We start from the raw sequence: 19,139 nt of genomic DNA, 5'->3' as shown, positions 1-19,139 counted from the left end.
GTGTATGAAAGCCTGCATTAACAATCAGCAAATTCGCCATTACAACAAGGGTGTGCTGCTGGAGTACCTGTATCGCAAGAAACGAGCCAGCAAATCGACCCTCGCCCGACTGGCACAAATCTCGATTCCTGCCGTCAGCAATATTCTTCAGGAGTTGGAGGAAGAGGGACGCGTCGTAAATGTACCGGACGACCGTCTGTCACGCGGCCATAGCAGCGGCGCCTGGCTTATCGCCCCGGAGGGTGACTGGACCTTATGCATGAACATCACGCCTACCAGTATCGAGTGCCAGCTTGGCAACGCCTGCCTGAGTCCAAAAGGCGACGTTGAATACCATGCGATTGACGCCCCCCATCCCCAGGCATTACTCGCGGCCATTGAGAAATGCTGGCATCAGTACCGTAAAAATTGGCCTAATCGAAAAATCAATCTGGCGTTGGCGGTTCATGGACAGGTTGATGCGGGAACTGGCGTATCGCAGACGATGCCGCAGGCACCCTGGAAACAGCCCGTGGAGTTGAAATACCTACTGGAAGAAAAACTCAACGTGCGCGTCATGGTCGATAACGATTGTGTGATGCTGGCGCTGGCGGAAAAATGGCAAAACGACGGTCAGTATCGGGACTTTTGCGTCATCAATGTCGATTATGGTATTGGCTCATCATTTGTTATCAACGACCAGGTATGGCGCGGCAGTCTCTACGGCAGCGGACAAATCGGGCACACGATTATCAACCCTGATGGCGTAGCCTGCGATTGTGGTCGATACGGTTGTCTGGAAACCGTAGCGTCCCTCAGCGCGCTAAAAAAACAGGCGAGAATGTGGTTAAAAACGCGCCCCGATCTCGCTGATAATCCTGAAGCACTAACCATTGATGCCTTGATTGAAAAATGGCAACAGGGGGATTTACGCCTTCATGCCTGGGTTGAAGACTCGGCCAACGCCATCGGACTTAGTCTCTACAACTTCCTGAATACCTTAAATATAAACAATATTTTGTTATACGGCCGCAGCTGTGGCTTTGGGGAAGAGTGGCTGAATATCATCATCAGGCAGACGGGATTTAACCCCTTCGATCATCGTGACGCGACTCGCACCAGAGCAACCCAAATCGGCTTTGGCAAGCTGAGCCGCGCACAACAGCTGATGGGAATTGGTTATCTGTATGTGGAGGAGCAACTACAGACGATTCGTTGACCGGGATGAGCATGAAAAAAGGCCGCATCAGCGGCCTTTCGTTTTGCGTAAAGCAGAATTACGCGTAAACCGGGAAGCGTGCGCAGATATCCAGAACCTTACCTTTGACGCGCTCGATAACGGCTTCGTCATTGATGTTGTCCAGAACGTCACACATCCAGCCAGCCAGCTCTTTCACTTCCGCTTCTTTAAAGCCACGGCGAGTCACAGCCGGAGAACCGATACGGATACCGGAAGTCACAAACGGGCTCTTCGGATCGTTCGGCACGCTGTTTTTGTTAACAGTGATGTTAGCGCGGCCCAGTGCGGCGTCAGCTTCTTTACCGGTCAGGTTTTTATCAACCAGATCCAGCAGGAACAGGTGGTTTTCAGTACCGCCAGAAACCACTTTGTAGCCACGGTTCAGGAACACTTCCACCATCGCTTTGGCGTTTTTGGCAACCTGCTGCTGGTAAACCTTAAACTCAGGCTCCATCGCTTCTTTCAGCGCCACGGCTTTCGCCGCGATCACGTGCATCAGCGGGCCGCCCTGCGCGCTTGGGAACACCGCGGAGTTCAGCTTTTTGTACAGCTCTTCGTCACCGCCTTTAGCCAGGATCAGGCCGCCGCGCGGACCTGCCAGGGTTTTGTGGGTGGTGGTGGTCACTACGTGTGCGTGTGGAACCGGGTTCGGGTAAACGCCTGCGGCGATCAGGCCCGCAACGTGCGCCATGTCAACGAACAGGTATGCGCCAATGCTGTCGGCGATTTCACGCATTTTTGCCCAGTCAACAACGCCGGAGTAAGCAGAGAATCCGCCGATGATCATCTTCGGCTTGTGCTCTTTGGCCTGCTTAGCCATATCTTCGTAGTCAATTTTACCGGACTCATCAATACCGTAAGGGATGATGTTGTACAGCTTGCCAGAGAAGTTAACCGGGGAACCGTGAGTCAGGTGGCCGCCTTGCGCCAGGTTCATACCCAGAACGGTATCACCCGGTTGCAGCAGAGCGGTGTAAACAGCGAAGTTAGCCTGGGAGCCGGAGTGCGGCTGTACGTTAGCGTAGTCAGCGCCAAACAGCTCTTTTGCACGATCGATAGCCAATTGCTCAACGATATCAACGTACTCACAACCGCCGTAGTAGCGCTTGCCCGGATAACCTTCAGCGTATTTGTTGGTCAGCTGAGAACCCTGCGCCTGCATAACACGCGGGCTGGTGTAGTTTTCGGAGGCGATCAGTTCGATGTGCTCTTCCTGACGTACTTTTTCCTGCTCCATAGCCTGCCACAGTTCGGCATCATAATCGGCAATGTTCATTTCACGCTTTAACATCCGCATCTCCTGACTCAGCTAACAATAGAATTTCGGCCTAAAAAGGCAGTCCCGTTGGACGACGACGAACAGTATAACCGAATCATTCTTCGATAACAGGTCTTGACAAAGGATTTTACGCAAACGATTACCTTCACGGCACGCAAGGCTTTGGAGAACAAAGGTCTGCTGAATTTCAACGGATTTCTTTTCAGGTTTGTGATGCAGATTTTTCACGATGTAACCTTTACAACGCAAAGTGACAAAGAACCATTTACAATGCAGGGGTATTTTTTATAAGATGCATTTGACATACATCATTAAAATTTCAGATAAAGGAAGACCGTATGCTTGACGCACAAACCATCGCTACAGTGAAAGCCACCATTCCCCTGCTGGTTGAAACAGGCCCGAAGCTGACCGCCCATTTCTACGATCGCATGTTTACGCATAACCCAGAGCTGAAAGAAATCTTCAACATGAGTAACCAGCGTAATGGCGATCAGCGGGAAGCGCTGTTTAACGCTATTGCCGCGTATGCCAGCAATATCGAGAACCTGGCGGCGCTGTTGCCTGCCGTTGAGAAAATCGCGCAGAAGCATACCAGCTTCCAGATTAAACCGGAGCAGTACAACATCGTAGGTGGCCATTTGCTGGCAACGCTGGACGAAATGTTCAGTCCGGGCCAGGAAGTTCTGGATGCATGGGGCAAAGCATACGGCGTGCTGGCGAACGTTTTCATCAACCGTGAAGCGCAGATCTACAGTGAAAATGCCAATAAAAATGGCGGCTGGGAGGGTACCCGTCCTTTCCGCATCGTGGCAAAAACCCCACGCAGTGCGCTTATCACCAGCTTTGAATTTGAACCTGTCGACGGTGGCGCAGTGGCTGAATATCATCCGGGGCAATACCTGGGCGTCTGGCTGAAGCCGGAAGGTTTCCCGCATCAGGAAATTCGTCAGTACTCACTGACCCGTAAACCCGATGGCAAAGGCTACCGTATTGCCGTGAAGCGTGAAGACGGTGGTCAGGTTTCCACCTGGCTGCACAACCATGCGAATGTGGGCGATGTCGTTCACTTAGCTGCACCTGCGGGCGATTTCTTTATGGACGTTGCGACCGATACCCCAGTGTCTCTGATTTCAGCAGGCGTGGGTCAAACCCCGATGCTGGCGATGCTGGATACGCTGGCAAAAGCGAATCATACGGCGCAGGTTAACTGGTTCCACGCGGCAGAAAATGGCGATGTACATGCCTTTGCCGATGAAGTGAATGAACTGGGCAAAACGCTGCCACGCTTTAGCGCACACACCTGGTATCGTGAGCCAACCGAAGCCGATCGCGCGAAAGGTGCGTTTGATAGCGTTGGTCTGATGGATTTGAACAAACTGGAAGGCGCAATCAGCGATCCGGCGATGCAGTTTTATCTGTGCGGTCCGGTTGGCTTTATGCAGTTTGCCGCGAAGCAGTTGGTCGGCCTGGGCGTGAAAAACGAGAACATTCATTACGAATGCTTCGGCCCGCATAAAGTCTTGTAATTACTCATGCCTGATGGCGCTGCGCTTATCAGGCCTACGGGATATTGTAGGCCTGATAAGGTGTTTACACCGTCATCCGGCAAGCACGGCGCGGCTTAGATTGCCGCGTCGTCTTCTTCACCGGTGCGAATACGAATCACGCGTGCCACGTCGAAGACAAAAATCTTACCGTCACCGATTTTACCGGTCTGGGCAGTACGAATAATGGTGTCGACGCAGGTATCGACAATGTCGTCTGTGACCACAATTTCAATTTTTACCTTCGGCAGAAAATCCACCATATATTCCGCACCACGGTACAGCTCAGTATGGCCTTTCTGACGGCCAAACCCTTTCACTTCTGTTACAGTCATACCGGTAATGCCGACTTCAGCCAGCGCTTCGCGGACGTCGTCCAGCTTGAAGGGTTTAATAATCGCATCAATCTTTTTCATGCTATTCCTTGAAAAGGTCGCCTGTCTTTTGATCGAATAAAACTAACATAATCCGCAGATTTATTCTTTGAAATCGTTTGCATCCAGCTCATGGCGAGAGAGCAACTTGTAGAATTCGGTGCGGTTGCGCCCCGCCATTCGCGCCGCATGGGTCACATTGCCCTTGGTGATTTGCAACAGCTTACGCAGGTAGTTGAGTTCAAACTGGTTACGCGCTTCAACAAAGGTCGGCAGCGCGGTGTTCTCCCCTTCCAGCGCCTGCTCCACCAGCGCGTCGCTGATCACCGGCGAAGAGGTCAACGCCACGCACTGCTCAATCACGTTAACCAACTGACGCACGTTACCAGGCCAACTGGCGGTCATTAACCGTTTCATGGCATCGGTCGAAAAGGCGCGCACGAACGGTTTGTGTCGTTCAGCAGACTGGCGCAGCAGATGGTTTGCCAGCAGCGGAATATCTTCCGTACGCTCGGCCAGCGCTGGGATCTTCAGGCTCACCACGTTGAGGCGATAGTACAAATCTTCGCGAAATTCCCCCCGAGCCATCGCTTTGGGTAAATCACGATGGGTCGCGGAAACGATCCGCACATCAATATCGATATCGCGGTTACTGCCCAGCGGCCTGACTTTTCGCTCCTGCAATACCCGTAGCAATTTAACCTGCAACGGCGCGGGCATATCGCCAATCTCATCGAGAAACAGCGTCCCGCCTTCCGCGGCCTGAAATAGCCCTTCACGATTGCTCACCGCGCCGGTAAAGGCGCCGCGCGCATGACCAAACAGCTCAGACTCCAGCAGTTGTTCCGGTAATGCGCCGCAGTTAATGGCAATAAAGGGCTTGTGGCTGCGCGGGCTGGCGTTGTGAATGGCCTGGGCAAAAACTTCTTTCCCGGTTCCGCTTTGGCCGTTGATCAATACGCTTACGTCCGATTGCGCCACCATGCGCGCCTGTTCCAGCAGACGCAGCATCAGTGGGCTGCGGGTGACGATGGACTCACGCCAGCTGTCATCAGCGGCAGGCGCAGACTGTTCCAACGCCCCGTCGATCGCATGGTATAACGCGTCTTTATCCACCGGCTTAGTGAGAAAGCTGAACACCCCTTGCTGAGTCGCCGCAACGGCGTCGGGGATGGAACCGTGAGCGGTGAGAATAATAACCGGCATTCCCGGCTGCACTTTCTGGATTTCAGTAAACAGCTGCATGCCGTCCATTTCATCCATGCGCAGATCGCTAATAACCAGATCCACTTTTTCACGGTTCAGTACCCGTAACCCTTCCTGCCCGCTTTCTGCGGTTACGACGCTGTAGCCTTCGCTGGTCAGGCGCATTCCAAGTAATTTCAACAGGCCGGGATCGTCATCCACCAGCAGCAGATGCGCGGGCTTACGGCTTATCATGGCGTGACCTCATCGGCAGACGGCGCTGCGCCTTCCTCGTTATCAGGTAGGGTGACTTTTTCGTTCCCGTGCGGCGCATCAGGGTTGTAACTACCGGCAGGTTTGCGCGTGGAAAGCTGGCGTTCAATATCGGTTAGATTCTCCAGCTTGCGGGTCGTGAGATCGAGCTGAGACTGCAAATGTTGCTGCTGCTGACGTAACGTATCAAGATCGCTGTCTGACGCCTGCTGAAGCTTGCTGTAGCGCATACGCTCTTCGGCCAGTTGCAACTGCAACGTCTGACTACTGCGCCAGACCTGATACAGCGGGCGTACCTGTAGCGGAATTTGCGGGCTTAATGCGTCGAGGCGCGTAACCGTCTCCCGCCTTTCAGGCGGCGTAATGTTGGCGTTATCAAGCAGGATCCCGCGCCTGAAAGCCCCCTGCCAGGTATCAGGCATCATCGTGCTGGCTTCACTACGCGCCTGTACCGGCATCAGGCGATTGGCGCAATCCATCGCCCGCAGCCAGTACAGCGGATTGGTTTCTGTGGGCTGACCAGACAGCGACCAGATATCGCTACAGTCGGTTGCAAGGTAGTCCGCCAGTTGATGAGGCGGAATTTTCTCCTGCGAGGGGTCGCCGATAATATGATTCACCGCGTTCGGGACGCAGCCTACCAGCGCCAGACACGGCAGGCTTGCGAGGATGACGTGACGGAAAAAATGTCGTTTAAGCATTCGGACAACAACGTATGGCATACTCACCAGACTTAGGTTTATTTTAGTGATTTTTCGCTGCAGATAGCGGCAGTTCTATGCGAAAACAAACGTTTTGCGCATGCTCATCAACCAGATACAGTTTGCCCCGCATACGGCGGATGCAATCTCTGGCAATGCTAAGCCCCAACCCGCTTCCTTTTACCGCCCCTTTTCGCTGATGGCTACCCTGGAAAAAAGGCTCGAAGATCATGGTCTGTTCTGCTTCTGGAATCGGTGTGCCGGTATTCATTACATCAATGTATACCATTGAGCCATGCAAACTGCTGCGGATCCAAATGTTACCGGATTCAGCGCCATAGTGCACCGCATTGGAATAAAGATTGTCCAGCACGCTCATCAATAGCATCGGTTCTGCCAGGCAGGCGTTCACCGCAAGCGCAACATCAGTATGTATCATTTTGGCGCGAGCGGGCAGGCTATGTGCAGAAACAACGCTTTCCACCAGCGGCGCGATTTCCACTCGTTCAAGCTCAACCTCGTCATCCGCCAGCTTGCGGTTGTAATCGAGCAGTTGCTCAATCAGTTTTTGCAGGTTGCGGCTACTGTCATCGAGAATACCGACCACCTCTTTTTGCTCTGGCGTTAACGGCCCAACGACCTGATCGGCTAACAGCTCGGTACCTTCGCGCATGCTCGCCAGAGGCGTTTTCAGCTCATGAGACAGGTGGCGTAAAAACTGATGTCGTTGTGACTCCAGCCAGGAGAGACGTTCGCTCAGCCAGATAATGCGCTGGCCCACGGACCGCAGCTCCCGGGGTCCCGTAAATAATACGCTATCGCCCAGCGAGCGCCCTTCCCCCAGACGATTGATCATTTTTTCTATGCCCTTCACCGGACCGATTATCATGCGGGTAAACAGCAACACCATCGCCAGGCTGACAAGAAACAGCACCAGCGCCTGCCAGCCAAAGAACTGCCCACGTTCGGCTATTTCCTGCTGTAGCTGCTGCCCACGAGAAAAGACGACCGTGCGCGTCGCTTGTACCATTTCAGTATTGGCACTGGCGAAAGCGTCCAGCCGCGCCGCCGCCACGCTATCAGGACCACTGTTGGTGCACTGTAACTGCGCGAGATCGTTGAGGTCCTGACGCAGTGCCTGATAAAGCTTGGTATCCGGCAACACACCCGCATGCGCATCCAGCATGTCGCTGTAGCGTTTACGTTGGCTCTGGTAAACCTTAGCCAGCGTTGGGTCATCAAGCACACAGTATTGCCGGTAGCTACGCTCCATCTCCAGCGCGGCATTGGTCATCGCTTCACTGCGTCTGGCGTCAATCAGCGTGGTTTGGTTCGTCAGCGCCGCCTGCGCGCTCAGGGCATTCAGACTTTGCCACGCCTGCCAGGCCAAAACTAACAACGGCAGCAGGATAAGCAAAAATGCCAACGTAACCAATTGACGTAAAGATCGGGGGAAAACAGACCAGCGCTTCAAGGCGTTACTCTCAATGGACAGGAATAGGTTGATGCTAACTGAGGGGAACGTCAGATACAACAAAGCCGGGATTAACCCGGCTTTGTTGTGGAATAAGGCGGTGCCTAACTCGACGTTTCGCCCGAAGGTTGATATGAGCGATGCTAATATCAGATGTTGGACGGCAGGCACCTTGTTGTGCGTCATTCGAAGTTTATGTAGCACGTCCCGAAGGGGCTGACATAAGAAGGTGAATGAGCCACTGGGCAATATTATGCAGCATCTGTGCCAATATTCAAAACACTTTATTAACACAATGATAAATATAGAAAATGTTCTTATTCACATGAAAAATAATTTTGGCTATTTTTCACCCTTACTGTCGCCAATCAGCAACACCCACAGCACTTAAAAACAAATTCATTTTAAATCATATAATTAAATGTCTCTTTTTAGCGACAACGTAACCCCACCTATGTCGGGATTTCCCGACACTTAAACGCATTGTCGGATAGCGGCATACATGCGTTATCTGGCATACAAAATGACAGACAAAAAAAAGCCCCTCACGCAGAGGGGCTTAAAGGTTATCGAGCTGATTACCCGAGCTGTTTACGCGCGTTGCGGAAGATACGCATCCACGGGCTGTCCTCGCCCCAGTTTTCCGGGTGCCAGGAGTTGCTCACGGTACGGAATACACGTTCCGGGTGCGGCATCATAATGGTGACGCGACCATTTTCAGTAGTAACGGCAGTAATTCCGTTCGGCGAACCGTTCGGGTTAGCCGGGTAGGTCTCGGTCACCTTACCGAAGTTATCAACGTAGCGCAGCGCCACCAGCCCCTTACTCTCCAGCGCGGCCAGATGCGCGCCGTCACGCACTTCCACACGGCCTTCACCGTGAGAAACGGCAATCGGCATCATCGAACCAACCATATCGGTAAGCAGTAAAGACGGGCTTTGCGTCACTTCGACCAGGCTGAAGCGGGCTTCAAAACGATCGGAGTGGTTACGCACAAAGCGTGGCCACAGCTCGCTTCCCGGGATCAGTTCACGCAGGTTAGACATCATCTGGCAACCGTTACACACCCCGAGCGCCAGCGTTTGCGGGCGATGGAAGAAGGTTTCGAACTCATCACGGACGCGGTTGTTGAACAGAATCGACTTCGCCCAGCCTTCCCCTGCGCCGAGCACATCGCCGTAAGAGAAACCGCCACAGGCTACCAGCGCCTGGAAGTTACCCAGACCGATGCGTCCGCCCAGCAGGTCGCTCATATGCACATCGATGGCGTCAAAGCCCGCACGGTGGAAGGCAGCCGCCATTTCAACGTGGGAGTTCACGCCCTGCTCGCGCAGCACGGCCACTTTTGGACGCGCGCCGGTAGCGATGAACGGGGCGGCAACATCTTCGTTGATATCAAACGACAGTTTAACGTTGAGGCCAGGATCGGCATCGTTGGTTTTCGCGTCGTGTTCCTGATCGGCACACTCCGGGTTGTCGCGCAGACGCTGCATTTGCCAGGTGGTTTCCGCCCACCACATGCGCAGCGTGGTGCGGCTTTCGCTGAACACCGGCTGACCGTTGGCGCTCAGGGTGAAACGGTCACCCGTTACCGCCTGGCCGAGATAGTGCACGCAATCTGCCAGGCCATGTTGTGCCAGCAACACCTCAACCGCTTCACGGTCAGCAGCGCGAACCTGGATCACTGCGCCCAGCTCTTCATTAAACAGCGCCGCCAGACGATCGTCACCCAACGAGTGGATATCAGCGTCAATACCGCAGTGACCGGTGAAGGCCATTTCCGCCAGCGTAACCAGCAGTCCGCCGTCGGAACGGTCATGGTAGGCCAGCAGCTTACGCTGCGCGACCAGCGCCTGAATGGCGTCGTAGAAGCCTTTCAGTTGCTCAACGTTACGCACGTCGGCAGGCTTGTCGCCCAGTTGACGATAAACCTGTGCCAGCGCCGTCGCGCCCAGCGCGTTGTGACCAAGACCGAGGTCAATCAGCAGCAGGGCGTTGTCTTCAGTAGAGAGCTGTGGGGTTATCGTGTGGCGCACGTCTTCCACGCGGGCAAAGGCGGTGATCACCAGCGACAGCGGCGAAGTCATTTCACGCTGCTCATTACCTTCCTGCCAGCGGGTTTTCATCGACATAGAGTCTTTGCCCACCGGAATAGTCAGGCCAAGCGCCGGACATAATTCTTCCCCAACGGCTTTTACCGCTTCGTACAGCCCGGCATCTTCACCGGGGTGACCCGCAGCCGCCATCCAGTTAGCCGACAGTTTAATGCGTTTGATATCGCCAATCTGCGTTGCCGCAATGTTAGTCAGCGCTTCACCTACCGCCAGACGCGCAGAGGCCGAGAAATCCAGTAGCGCAACTGGCGCACGCTCACCGATAGACATCGCTTCACCGTAGTAGCTATCCAGGCTTGCGGTGGTGACCGCGCAGTTGGCTACCGGGATCTGCCACGGACCAACCATCTGGTCACGCGCCACCATGCCGGTAACGGTACGGTCGCCGATCGTCACGAGGAACGTTTTCTCAGCGACAGTCGGCAGATGCAGCACGCGGTTAACCGCATCTGCAATCGAGATTTCGCCACGATTCAGGGCGTCGCCTTTGGCTTTCAGCGTCTGCACATCGCGGGTCATTTTCGGGGTTTTACCCAGCAGCACATCCAGCGGCATGTCGATCGGCTGGTTATCGAAGTGGCTGTCGCTCAGTGTGAGATGCTGTTCTTCAGTGGCCTCACCGATCACCGCATACGGCGCGCGCTCGCGCTTACACAGTTCATCAAACAGCGGTAGCTGGTCAGCGGCAACCGCCAGCACATAGCGCTCCTGGGATTCGTTACACCAGATTTCCAGCGGGCTCATACCCGGCTCGTCGCTAAGAATATCGCGCAGCTGGAACTTACCGCCGCGACCGCCATCGCTTACCAACTCCGGCATGGCGTTAGACAGACCGCCTGCGCCAACGTCATGGATAAACAGGATCGGGTTCGCATCGCCCATCTGCCAGCAGCGGTCGATAACTTCCTGGCAACGACGTTCCATTTCCGGGTTGTCGCGTTGTACCGAAGCGAAATCAAGATCGGCATCAGACTGGCCGGAAGCCATAGAGGAGGCAGCCCCGCCGCCAAGCCCGATGTTCATCGCCGGGCCGCCGAGGACGATCAGCTTGGCGCCAACGACGATCTCACCTTTTTGCACGTGATCGGCACGGATGTTACCGATCCCGCCCGCCAGCATGATCGGTTTATGGTAACCGCGTAGCTCTTCGCCGTTGTGGCTGTTGACCTTTTCTTCGTAGGTGCGGAAGTAGCCGGTCAGCGCCGGACGACCGAATTCGTTGTTAAATGCCGCGCCGCCCAACGGACCTTCGGTCATGATATCGAGCGCGGTAACAATACGGTCCGGCTTACCAAAGTCTTCTTCCCACGGCTGTTCAAAGCCAGGAATACGCAGGTTGGAAACGGAGAAGCCCACCAGCCCGGCTTTCGGTTTTGCACCGCGACCGGTTGCACCCTCGTCGCGGATTTCGCCGCCGGAGCCGGTAGCCGCGCCCGGCCACGGAGAGATAGCCGTCGGGTGGTTGTGGGTTTCAACCTTCATCAGGATGTGGGCTGGCTCCTGATGGAAATCGTAGCGGCCGGTTTTGTGGTCGGCAAAGTAGCGGCCCACTTCAGAACCTTCCATTACCGCGGCGTTGTCTTTATAAGCAGACAGCACGTGGTCCGGCGTGGTTTCGAAAGTGTTTTTAATCATCTTGAACAGCGACTTGGGCTGCTGTTTACCGTCGATAACCCAGTCGGCGTTAAAAATTTTGTGGCGGCAGTGCTCGGAGTTAGCCTGCGCAAACATGTACAGTTCAATGTCGTTCGGGTTGCGTCCCAGTTTGGTAAACGCATCCTGCAGATAGTCGATTTCGTCTTCCGCCAGCGCCAGACCGAGACGCAGGTTAGCGTCGATCAGCGCCTGGCGTCCCTCACCCAGCAGATCAACACTGGAGACCGGCGCAGGCTGGTGATGGACAAACAGTTTTTCGGCATCGTTCAGCGCAGAGAAAACCGTTTCCATCATGCGGTCGTGCAGTTCGTCGGCAACCATCTGCCACTGCTCAGCGGTCAGCGTAGAGGCTTCTACATACCAGGCAATGCCACGTTCCAGACGGCTAATCTGTTGCAGGCCACAGTTGTGGGCAATATCAGTCGCTTTAGAAGACCACGGGGAGATGGTGCCAGGGCGAGGCGTAACCAGCAGCAGTTTGCCTTCAGGGGCATGGCTGTGAAGAGCAGGACCATATTTCAGCAGGCGTACAAGCTGGGCGTGCTCATCCTCATTCAACGGTGCATTCAGATCGGCAAAATGGACGTACTCGGCGTAAATATTGTGGACCTGGAGGTTGGCAGCCTGAAAACGTGCCAGCAGTTTGTTAATACGGAATGCAGACAGTGCAGGTGAACCACGCAGAATTTCCATCATAAGTCTCTCGTCTTCTAAGCTTTCGGTGTGCCCAAGTGGGGGAAACGGGCGTCATTATAAAGAATCTACCGCGCCGACGAAACCGTTTGCGTCGAAATAAAATCACGACCTTCTCTTATCATCAAATGCGGTCTGGTTTCTGAATAAGTTGCCAACTGACGCAAGTTTAAGCAAAATGCCGCTCATTAATGACGACTTCACTTCTTAATCATCACCACAGCAGGCAGAGACAACGTACGGTTCAGAGAATTAACTAATTGAAAAAATTAAAGATTAATTATCTGTTCATCGGCATATTAACGCTGTTGTTGGCAGCGGCCCTCTGGCCATCTATTCCCTGGTTCGGTAAAGCCGAAAATCGTATCGCCGCCATTCAGTCGCGGGGAGAACTGCGCGTCAGTACCCTCGACTCGCCGTTAACTTACGCGACCCTCAACGGTAAGAAATTCGGCCTGGATTATGAACTGACTCAGGCATTCGCCAACTACCTGGGCGTGAAGTTAAAAGTCACCGTGCGCCAGAACATCAGCCAGCTTTTTGACGACCTGGATAACGGCCATGCCGATCTGTTAGCCGCAGGCCTGGTATATAACAGCGAGCGGGTGAAAAATTACCAGCCCGGCCCAACCTACTATTCGGTTTCACAACAGTTGGTGTATCGGGTTGGGCAATACCGCCCGCGCACTCTTGCCACTGTGAACGAAAATCAGCTGACCATCGCCCCGGGACACGTGGTGGTTAACGATCTCCAGTTACTTAAAGAGAATAAATTTCCCGATCTGAGCTGGAAGGTGGATGACAAAAAGGGCACTACTGAACTGCTTGATGATGTTATCGCCGGGAAGCTGGATTACACCATTGCCGATTCCGTCGCCATCAGCTTATACCAGCGCGTACATCCTGAACTGGCCGTAGCGCTGGACGTATCTGACGAACAGCCGGTGACCTGGTTTAGTCGCCTGGACGATGACAACACGCTGTCTGCCGCCCTGTTGGATTTTTTTAACACCATGAATGAAGACGGCTCTCTGGCGCGGCTAGAAGAAAAGTATCTCGGGCATGGCGATGATTTTGACTATGTTGATACCCGCACCTTTTTACGCGCCGTAGACAGCGTATTGCCGGACCTTAAGCCGCTGTTTGAGAAATATGCGCAGGAGATAGACTGGCGACTGCTCGCCGCAATCTCTTATCAGGAGTCGCACTGGGACGCGCAGGCCACTTCCCCGACCGGCGTACGCGGGTTGATGATGCTGACCAAAAATACCGCTCAAAGTCTCGGACTGACCGACCGTACCGATGCCGAACAAAGCATCAGCGGCGGCGCGCGGTATTTGCAGGATATGATGAGTAAAGTGCCCGATACTGTCCCCGAAGGGGAACGCATCTGGTTTGCGCTCGCAGCCTACAACATGGGTTATGCGCACATGCTGGATGCACGGGCGCTGACCGTGAAAACCAAAGGCAATCCGAACAGCTGGTCCGACGTAAAACAGCGTCTGCCGCTGCTCAGCCAAAAGCCGTATTACAACAAGCTGACCTATGGTTATGCGCGTGGCCACGAAGCCTACGCTTATGTGGAAAATATCCGTAAGTACCAGATTAGCCTGGTGGGGTATCTGCAGGAGAAAGAAAAACGGGCGCTTGAAACGCAGCAACTGGCGCAGGATTACCCGGCGGTGACGCCGGCAGAGCTAATAGGTAAAGATGAATTGCCGCTTTCGGCGTTTCTGTCTCAGACGTCGTCAAATTACCTGTCGCACTCCCCTTCCCTGCTGTTTTCACCGCAGAAAAAAGAGGACAAGTAGCCTCGTAGGCCTGATAAGCGCAGCGTCATCAGGCAATCAGACCGGCATTTACAAATTGGCGTTTTTTTTCAGCGCTTTGATTTCCTGACGACGCATGCGGAAGAAATCACTGAGCAACGTGGCGCATTCATCCCGTAGCACCCCTTCGGTCACCTCCACCCGATGATTCATTCCAGGGTGATGCAGTACATCCATTAATGACCCGGCAGCCCCCGTTTTCGCATCGCGCGCGCCAAAAACGACATGGCCGATACGGCTGTGCACCATCGCGCCTGCGCACATCACGCACGGCTCCAGAGTGACATACAGCGTGGTATCCAACAGACGGTAGTTTTGCAGCACCAGGCCGCCCTGACGCAGCGCCATAATTTCAGCGTGGGCAGTCGGATCATGGTGACCAATCGGACGGTTCCAGCCTTCGCCAATCACGCGGTTGTTATGTACCAATACCGCGCCCACCGGGACTTCACGCTCATCCCAGGCGCGCTTAGCCAGCGTTAAAGCATGACGCATCCAGTATTCGTGGCTAAATTCAACTTCAGACAAAGGGGTAACTCCAGTAATCAAAGCGGGCGCATTATACACAGACGCTATCGTTTACTCTATTCGAGTTGTTGCAGCTCTCCGCGCGGCGTGACGCGCCAGCGATGCTGGCAAAAAGAGAGCAGAGGATTGTCCTGATTACTGTCGCTGTAGCCACTATAAAGCTGAAGCGGCGCACCAATGTGGCGTTCCAGTTGCGTCACTTTCTCATGGCCCAGACAGCGCAGAGGCAGCACCCACCCGCCGAATCCCCGCGCCATTTTACTGGCGATCAGATTGACTCGCGGTAGCCACGGCGTGTCGAAGTACACCTGCTCGACCAGCGACTGCGGGGAGCCAGTAATAAGCCAGATTTCGGCGTCAGAGCTTAACAGGTAGGTTGTCAGCCGCTGCTGCACGAGCGGAAAGGCCGTCACGTTACTGCGAAACCAGCGCACAAAGTCAGCCTGATGCCCTTTCAGGCGCGCCTCGCTACGACCAAAAGTGCATCCCCACAACAGCAGGCTCATTGGCCAGCGGGCGGCGCGCCCTTGTATCAGCAGTGCCAGCGCAATCACCGGTAGCAGAGGCAGCACAAGCAACGCGTTCAACGGCTGGCGACGCAGCAGATAACATATAAAGCTACCGAACATATCCTGCTGGTGTAACGTGCCATCCAAATCAAAAAAAACAACGCGGCGCTGGTGATTGGTCAAACCTTATTCCTCTGGATCGTTGAACCCCAATAGCCAGGTAAACAGGAACCCGGCGATAACTGCTACCAGATAGCCTAACAGATAGAACATCACTTTTCCGGCAACAATCGTCAGTGCCAGCGGCAAACCGGAGATGCCAAAGGTGATAACCGTCGCCACCTTCCAGTAGCTAATCAGCGCCCCGCCTACCGCTCCGCCAAGGCAGGCACCGATAAACGGTTTACCCAACGGCAGCGTGACGCCAAAAATAAGCGGTTCGCCAATGCCCAGCAGCCCGACCGGCAGCGCTCCTTTGATCACTTTCTTAAGCCGCGCATTGCGGGTTTTCATCAACACCGCTATCGCAGCCCCTACTTGTCCAACGCCTGCCATCGCCAGGATAGGAAAGAGCGCGTTATAACCGTGCGCCTGTACCAGCTCAACGTGGATGGGCACCAACCCTTGATGAAGTCCGGTGAGCACCAATGGCAGGAAAGTTCCCGCCAGTATGGCACCAACCAGGAACCCGCCGCGGTCGATAGCCCAGGATGCGCCGTGAGCGATGGATTCAGAAATCCAGCCTCCAAGCGGTTGCAGCGCCACAATCGCGATGGCCCCGGTAATGATGGTGGTCAGCAGCGGGTTAAGGATAAGCTCCAGCGATTCCGGCAACAGCTCGCGGAATTTGCGCTCGATCCAACACATCAGCGCAACCACCAGCAGCACTGCGATCACCCCGCCGCGCCCCGGCTGCAACGCTTCGCCAAACAGGGTAATCTGCGCCAGCTGTGGACTGGAGAGGATCCCCGCCATCACCCCGCCCATCGCCAGAGAGCCGCCGAAGACTTTGGCGGTATTCACCCCAACCAGAATATTCATGATGGCAAACACGGCGCTACCAAATATGCCCATCAGCCCCAGCATATTCGGATAATGGGTCGCAAAATCCCCCACGATATCCGGCCGCTTAAGGATGTTTATAATGCCGGTGATCAAACCGGAGGCGATAAACGCCGGAATAAGAGGGATAAAGACGTTCGCCAGCTTGCGCAGCGCATCGCTCATTGGCGCTTTGTACTTCGCTTTGGCCTCTGATTTGGTGCGCTCGATATTATTCACATCTGCACGCTCGCCGCCATCGGCAATCAGGGAGCGCATGGCATCCACCACCTTGGCAGCTTTACCGGGGCCGACGATTATCTGATGCTGCGCGCCCTGCTTCACGTAACCGCTAACACCAGGCAGTTGCCTGAGACGGGGAATATCAATCTGATCGTCATCCTGAACTTCCACCCTGACGCGGGTCATACAGTTTTCCAGGCGCAGAATATTTTGCTCTCCGCCTACGCCCAGCAGAATGTCGCTGGCCAGCACCGCCGTCTTATCCATATACACCTCTTAGTGTTCTAACGCCGCGCGTAAAAAACCCTGGTGAGCGGCAAGCTTTTCACGGGCGGCAGCGGCATCCAGGCCAGTGAGCGCCATTAAAATCGCTGGCTTAACGTCAAAATCAGTCTGCTTTAACAGCGCTTGCGCCTGTTCTCGCGCAATGCCGGTGGCTTCAACCACCATACGGCACGCTCGATCGACCAGTTTGACGTTGGTTGCCTGCATATCCACCATCAGGTTCTGGTACACCTTGCCAAATTTCACCATCGCACCGGTGGAGATCATATTGAGCACCAATTTTTGCGCGGTGCCGGATTTCAGTCGCGTTGACCCGGTCAACGCCTCCGGCCCCACCACCGGGGAGATAGCAATATCCGCTTCATGCGCGACAGGAGAATCCGGATTGCAGGAAATAGCCGCCGTCGTACAACCCACCGAACGCGCATATTTCAGCCCACCAATCACATACGGCGTGCGACCTGAAGCCGCCAGACCAACCACCAGATCCTGTGCGGTAAGGTTGAGTGCGCGCAGATCGTCTTCGCCTAACTGCGGGTTATCTTCCGCACCTTCTACCGCCTTGAGCAGCGCGCCCGGCCCCCCGGCAATCAGCCCAACCACCAGACCATGCGGTACACCGAAGGTCGGTGGGCACTCAGACGCGTCCAGCACTCCAAGACGTCCGCTGGTACCTGCGCCCATGTAAATAATGCGTCCACCGGCTTTTAACGCGTTAGCTGCCGCATCGACCGCGCACGCAACTTGAGGCAGAGTTGCTTTTACTGCTTCCGCTACCAGCGTATCCTGTTGATTAAATCGATGAACCAACTCCAACGTTGAGAGCGCATCCAGATCCATGGTCTGTGGATTGCGGGTTTCTGAAACTAATGCACCGAGATTCATTTTTTGTTCCTTAGGAATTTTTAATTCATAATAATCTGTCATAATGGAATATTATATTCATCCAGGCGAGTGAAATTTTGTTTTGCAATCGCCATCACGTTTTCGCCAGGAGACAGCATGAACTGTTTAATTCGCATTCGTCAGCGTTACCCGGACCTCGCGCAAAGCGATAAAAAACTTGCGGATTATCTTCTTGCTCAGCCGGATACCGCGCGTCATCTCAGCTCACAGCAGCTGGCCTTTGAAGCAGGCGTCAGCCAGTCCAGCGTGGTGAAGTTCGCGCAAAAGATGGGCTTTAAAGGGTTTCCGGCGCTGAAACTGGCGATTAGCGAAGCGTTGGCCAGCAATCCCAACCCTCATTCCATTCCGGTGCATAATCAGATTCGCGGTGACGACCCCATGCGTATGGTGGGCGAAAAGCTGATTAAAGAGAACGTGGCGGCGATGCATGCGACGCTGGACGTCAACAGCGAAGAGAAACTGATAGAGAGCGTCACGATGCTGCGCTCAGCCCGGCGCATTATCCTGACCGGGATTGGCGCATCGGGTCTGGTAGCGCAGAATTTTGCCTGGAAACTGCTAAAGATTGGGTTTAACGCGGTGGTTGAACGCGATATGCACGCCCTGCTGGCGGCGGTGCAGGCGCTTTCACCTAACGATCTGCTGCTGGCCATTTCGTATACCGGAGAACGCCGCGAACTCAACCTGGCTGCGGATGAAACGTTGCGCGCCGGAGCCAAAATTCTCGCCATCACCGGATTTACCCCTAACGCCCTGCAACAGCGCGCAACTCATTGTCTGTACACGATTGCTGAAGAACAGGCCACGCGCAGCGCAGCGATTTCCTCTACCCATGCGCAAATGATGCTCACTGATTTACTGTTTATGGCGCTGGTGCAGCAAGATCTGGAGCATGCCCCGGAACGCATTCGCCACAGCGAAGCACTGGTAAAAAAACTGGTCTGAGCAAAGAATGCGCGTATAATGCCCGCCCGATTTGTGATGTTTTGAGAGTTTCCTGATGGCCCTGTTAATCACTAAAAAGTGTATCAATTGCGATATGTGCGAGCCCGAATGCCCGAATGAGGCGATTTCGATGGGTGACAGCATTTACGAGATTAACAGCGACAAGTGTACGGAATGCGTAGGCCATTACGACACGCCAACCTGCCAGAAGGTGTGCCCGATCCCTAATACTATTTTGAAAGATCCGGCACATGTCGAAACGGAAGAGCAGCTGTGGGATAAGTTTGTACTGATGCACCACGCCGATAAGCTGTAACGTTGCCTGATGACGCTATGCT

15 protein-coding genes are annotated in these 19,139 nt (G+C 54.4%); 5 read left to right on the top strand and 10 right to left on the bottom strand.

The features are described from left to right. The first annotated feature begins 4 nt into the window (after window positions 1-4). On the top strand, window positions 5-1,198 hold the full coding sequence (locus HV350_RS06720; RefSeq protein WP_016154034.1) for an ROK family transcriptional regulator: 1,194 nt from the start codon (window positions 5-7) through the stop codon (window positions 1,196-1,198). Window positions 1,199-1,256: 58 nt separating this feature from the next. Here HV350_RS06720 and glyA read toward each other — a convergent pair whose 3' ends face one another. Next, window positions 1,257-2,510 carry a serine hydroxymethyltransferase gene (gene glyA, locus HV350_RS06715; RefSeq protein ID WP_003835277.1) on the bottom strand — a complete coding sequence of 418 codons (1,254 nt, stop codon included), beginning with the start codon at window positions 2,508-2,510 and terminating at the stop codon, window positions 1,257-1,259. Between the two features lie 326 nt (window positions 2,511-2,836). Between glyA and hmpA the strand changes: the two genes are divergently transcribed. Beyond that, window positions 2,837-4,027: an NO-inducible flavohemoprotein gene (gene hmpA / locus HV350_RS06710; protein WP_115190339.1), complete on the top strand. Its 1,191-nt coding sequence runs from the start codon at window positions 2,837-2,839 to the stop codon at window positions 4,025-4,027. Window positions 4,028-4,122: 95 nt separating this feature from the next. On the opposite strand, the gene glnB is transcribed toward hmpA, so the two are convergent. From glnB to purL, 5 genes are all read right to left on the bottom strand, one after another. Further along, window positions 4,123-4,461: a nitrogen regulatory protein P-II gene (gene glnB, locus HV350_RS06705; protein WP_002914032.1), complete on the bottom strand. Its 339-nt coding sequence runs from the start codon at window positions 4,459-4,461 to the stop codon at window positions 4,123-4,125. Between the two features lie 60 nt (window positions 4,462-4,521). Continuing rightward, window positions 4,522-5,856 (bottom strand): two-component system response regulator GlrR, encoded by a 1,335-nt coding sequence (glrR, locus tag HV350_RS06700; protein WP_304412487.1) that lies wholly within the window; start codon window positions 5,854-5,856, stop codon window positions 4,522-4,524. After that, on the bottom strand, window positions 5,856-6,599 hold the full coding sequence (gene qseG, locus HV350_RS06695; RefSeq protein ID WP_181630071.1) for a two-component system QseEF-associated lipoprotein QseG: 744 nt from the start codon (window positions 6,597-6,599) through the stop codon (window positions 5,856-5,858). The genes glrR and qseG overlap by 1 nt, the downstream gene beginning before the upstream one ends. Before the next feature lie 22 nt (window positions 6,600-6,621). Further along, entirely contained in the window at window positions 6,622-8,052 is a 1,431-nt protein-coding gene (gene qseE / locus HV350_RS06690) for a two component system sensor histidine kinase QseE/GlrK (protein ID WP_049282310.1), read from the bottom strand. 578 nt (window positions 8,053-8,630) lie between these two features. Then, window positions 8,631-12,518: a phosphoribosylformylglycinamidine synthase gene (purL, locus tag HV350_RS06685; RefSeq protein ID WP_181630070.1), complete on the bottom strand. Its 3,888-nt coding sequence runs from the start codon at window positions 12,516-12,518 to the stop codon at window positions 8,631-8,633. A gap of 257 nt (window positions 12,519-12,775) precedes the next feature. Here purL and mltF point away from each other — a divergent pair, with 257 nt between their 5' ends. Next, on the top strand, window positions 12,776-14,326 hold the full coding sequence (mltF, locus tag HV350_RS06680; RefSeq protein WP_016157165.1) for a membrane-bound lytic murein transglycosylase MltF: 1,551 nt from the start codon (window positions 12,776-12,778) through the stop codon (window positions 14,324-14,326). Window positions 14,327-14,374: 48 nt separating this feature from the next. On the opposite strand, the gene tadA is transcribed toward mltF, so the two are convergent. From tadA to murQ, 4 genes are all read right to left on the bottom strand, one after another. Continuing rightward, a complete protein-coding gene (tadA, locus tag HV350_RS06675) occupies window positions 14,375-14,839 on the bottom strand; it encodes a tRNA adenosine(34) deaminase TadA (protein ID WP_230675888.1) in 465 nt (154 codons plus the stop codon). Window positions 14,840-14,928: 89 nt separating this feature from the next. Next, window positions 14,929-15,564, bottom strand: coding sequence for a phosphatidylglycerophosphatase C (yfhb, locus tag HV350_RS06670; protein ID WP_181630068.1), 636 nt, complete (start codon window positions 15,562-15,564; stop codon window positions 14,929-14,931). Between the two features lie 3 nt (window positions 15,565-15,567). Beyond that, the gene (locus HV350_RS06665) at window positions 15,568-16,932 is read right to left on the bottom strand and encodes a PTS transporter subunit EIIC (RefSeq protein WP_049282304.1); all 1,365 of its coding nucleotides are present in this window, start codon (window positions 16,930-16,932) and stop codon (window positions 15,568-15,570) included. Between the two features lie 9 nt (window positions 16,933-16,941). Then, window positions 16,942-17,835: an N-acetylmuramic acid 6-phosphate etherase gene (murQ, locus tag HV350_RS06660; RefSeq protein ID WP_016154044.1), complete on the bottom strand. Its 894-nt coding sequence runs from the start codon at window positions 17,833-17,835 to the stop codon at window positions 16,942-16,944. Window positions 17,836-17,952: 117 nt separating this feature from the next. Here murQ and HV350_RS06655 point away from each other — a divergent pair, with 117 nt between their 5' ends. Both HV350_RS06655 and HV350_RS06650 read left to right on the top strand, forming a co-directional pair. Then, a complete protein-coding gene (locus HV350_RS06655) occupies window positions 17,953-18,801 on the top strand; it encodes a MurR/RpiR family transcriptional regulator (protein WP_016154045.1) in 849 nt (282 codons plus the stop codon). Between the two features lie 55 nt (window positions 18,802-18,856). Continuing rightward, window positions 18,857-19,117, top strand: coding sequence for a YfhL family 4Fe-4S dicluster ferredoxin (locus tag HV350_RS06650; RefSeq protein ID WP_003037590.1), 261 nt, complete (start codon window positions 18,857-18,859; stop codon window positions 19,115-19,117). Window positions 19,118-19,139 lie beyond the last annotated feature (22 nt).

Source organism: Citrobacter sp. RHBSTW-01013, from assembly GCF_013781985.1.
Lineage (GTDB): Bacteria > Pseudomonadota > Gammaproteobacteria > Enterobacterales > Enterobacteriaceae > Citrobacter > Citrobacter braakii.
Note: the sequence above shows the minus strand (reverse complement) of the source record. Positions and strands in the feature narration are given on the sequence as shown.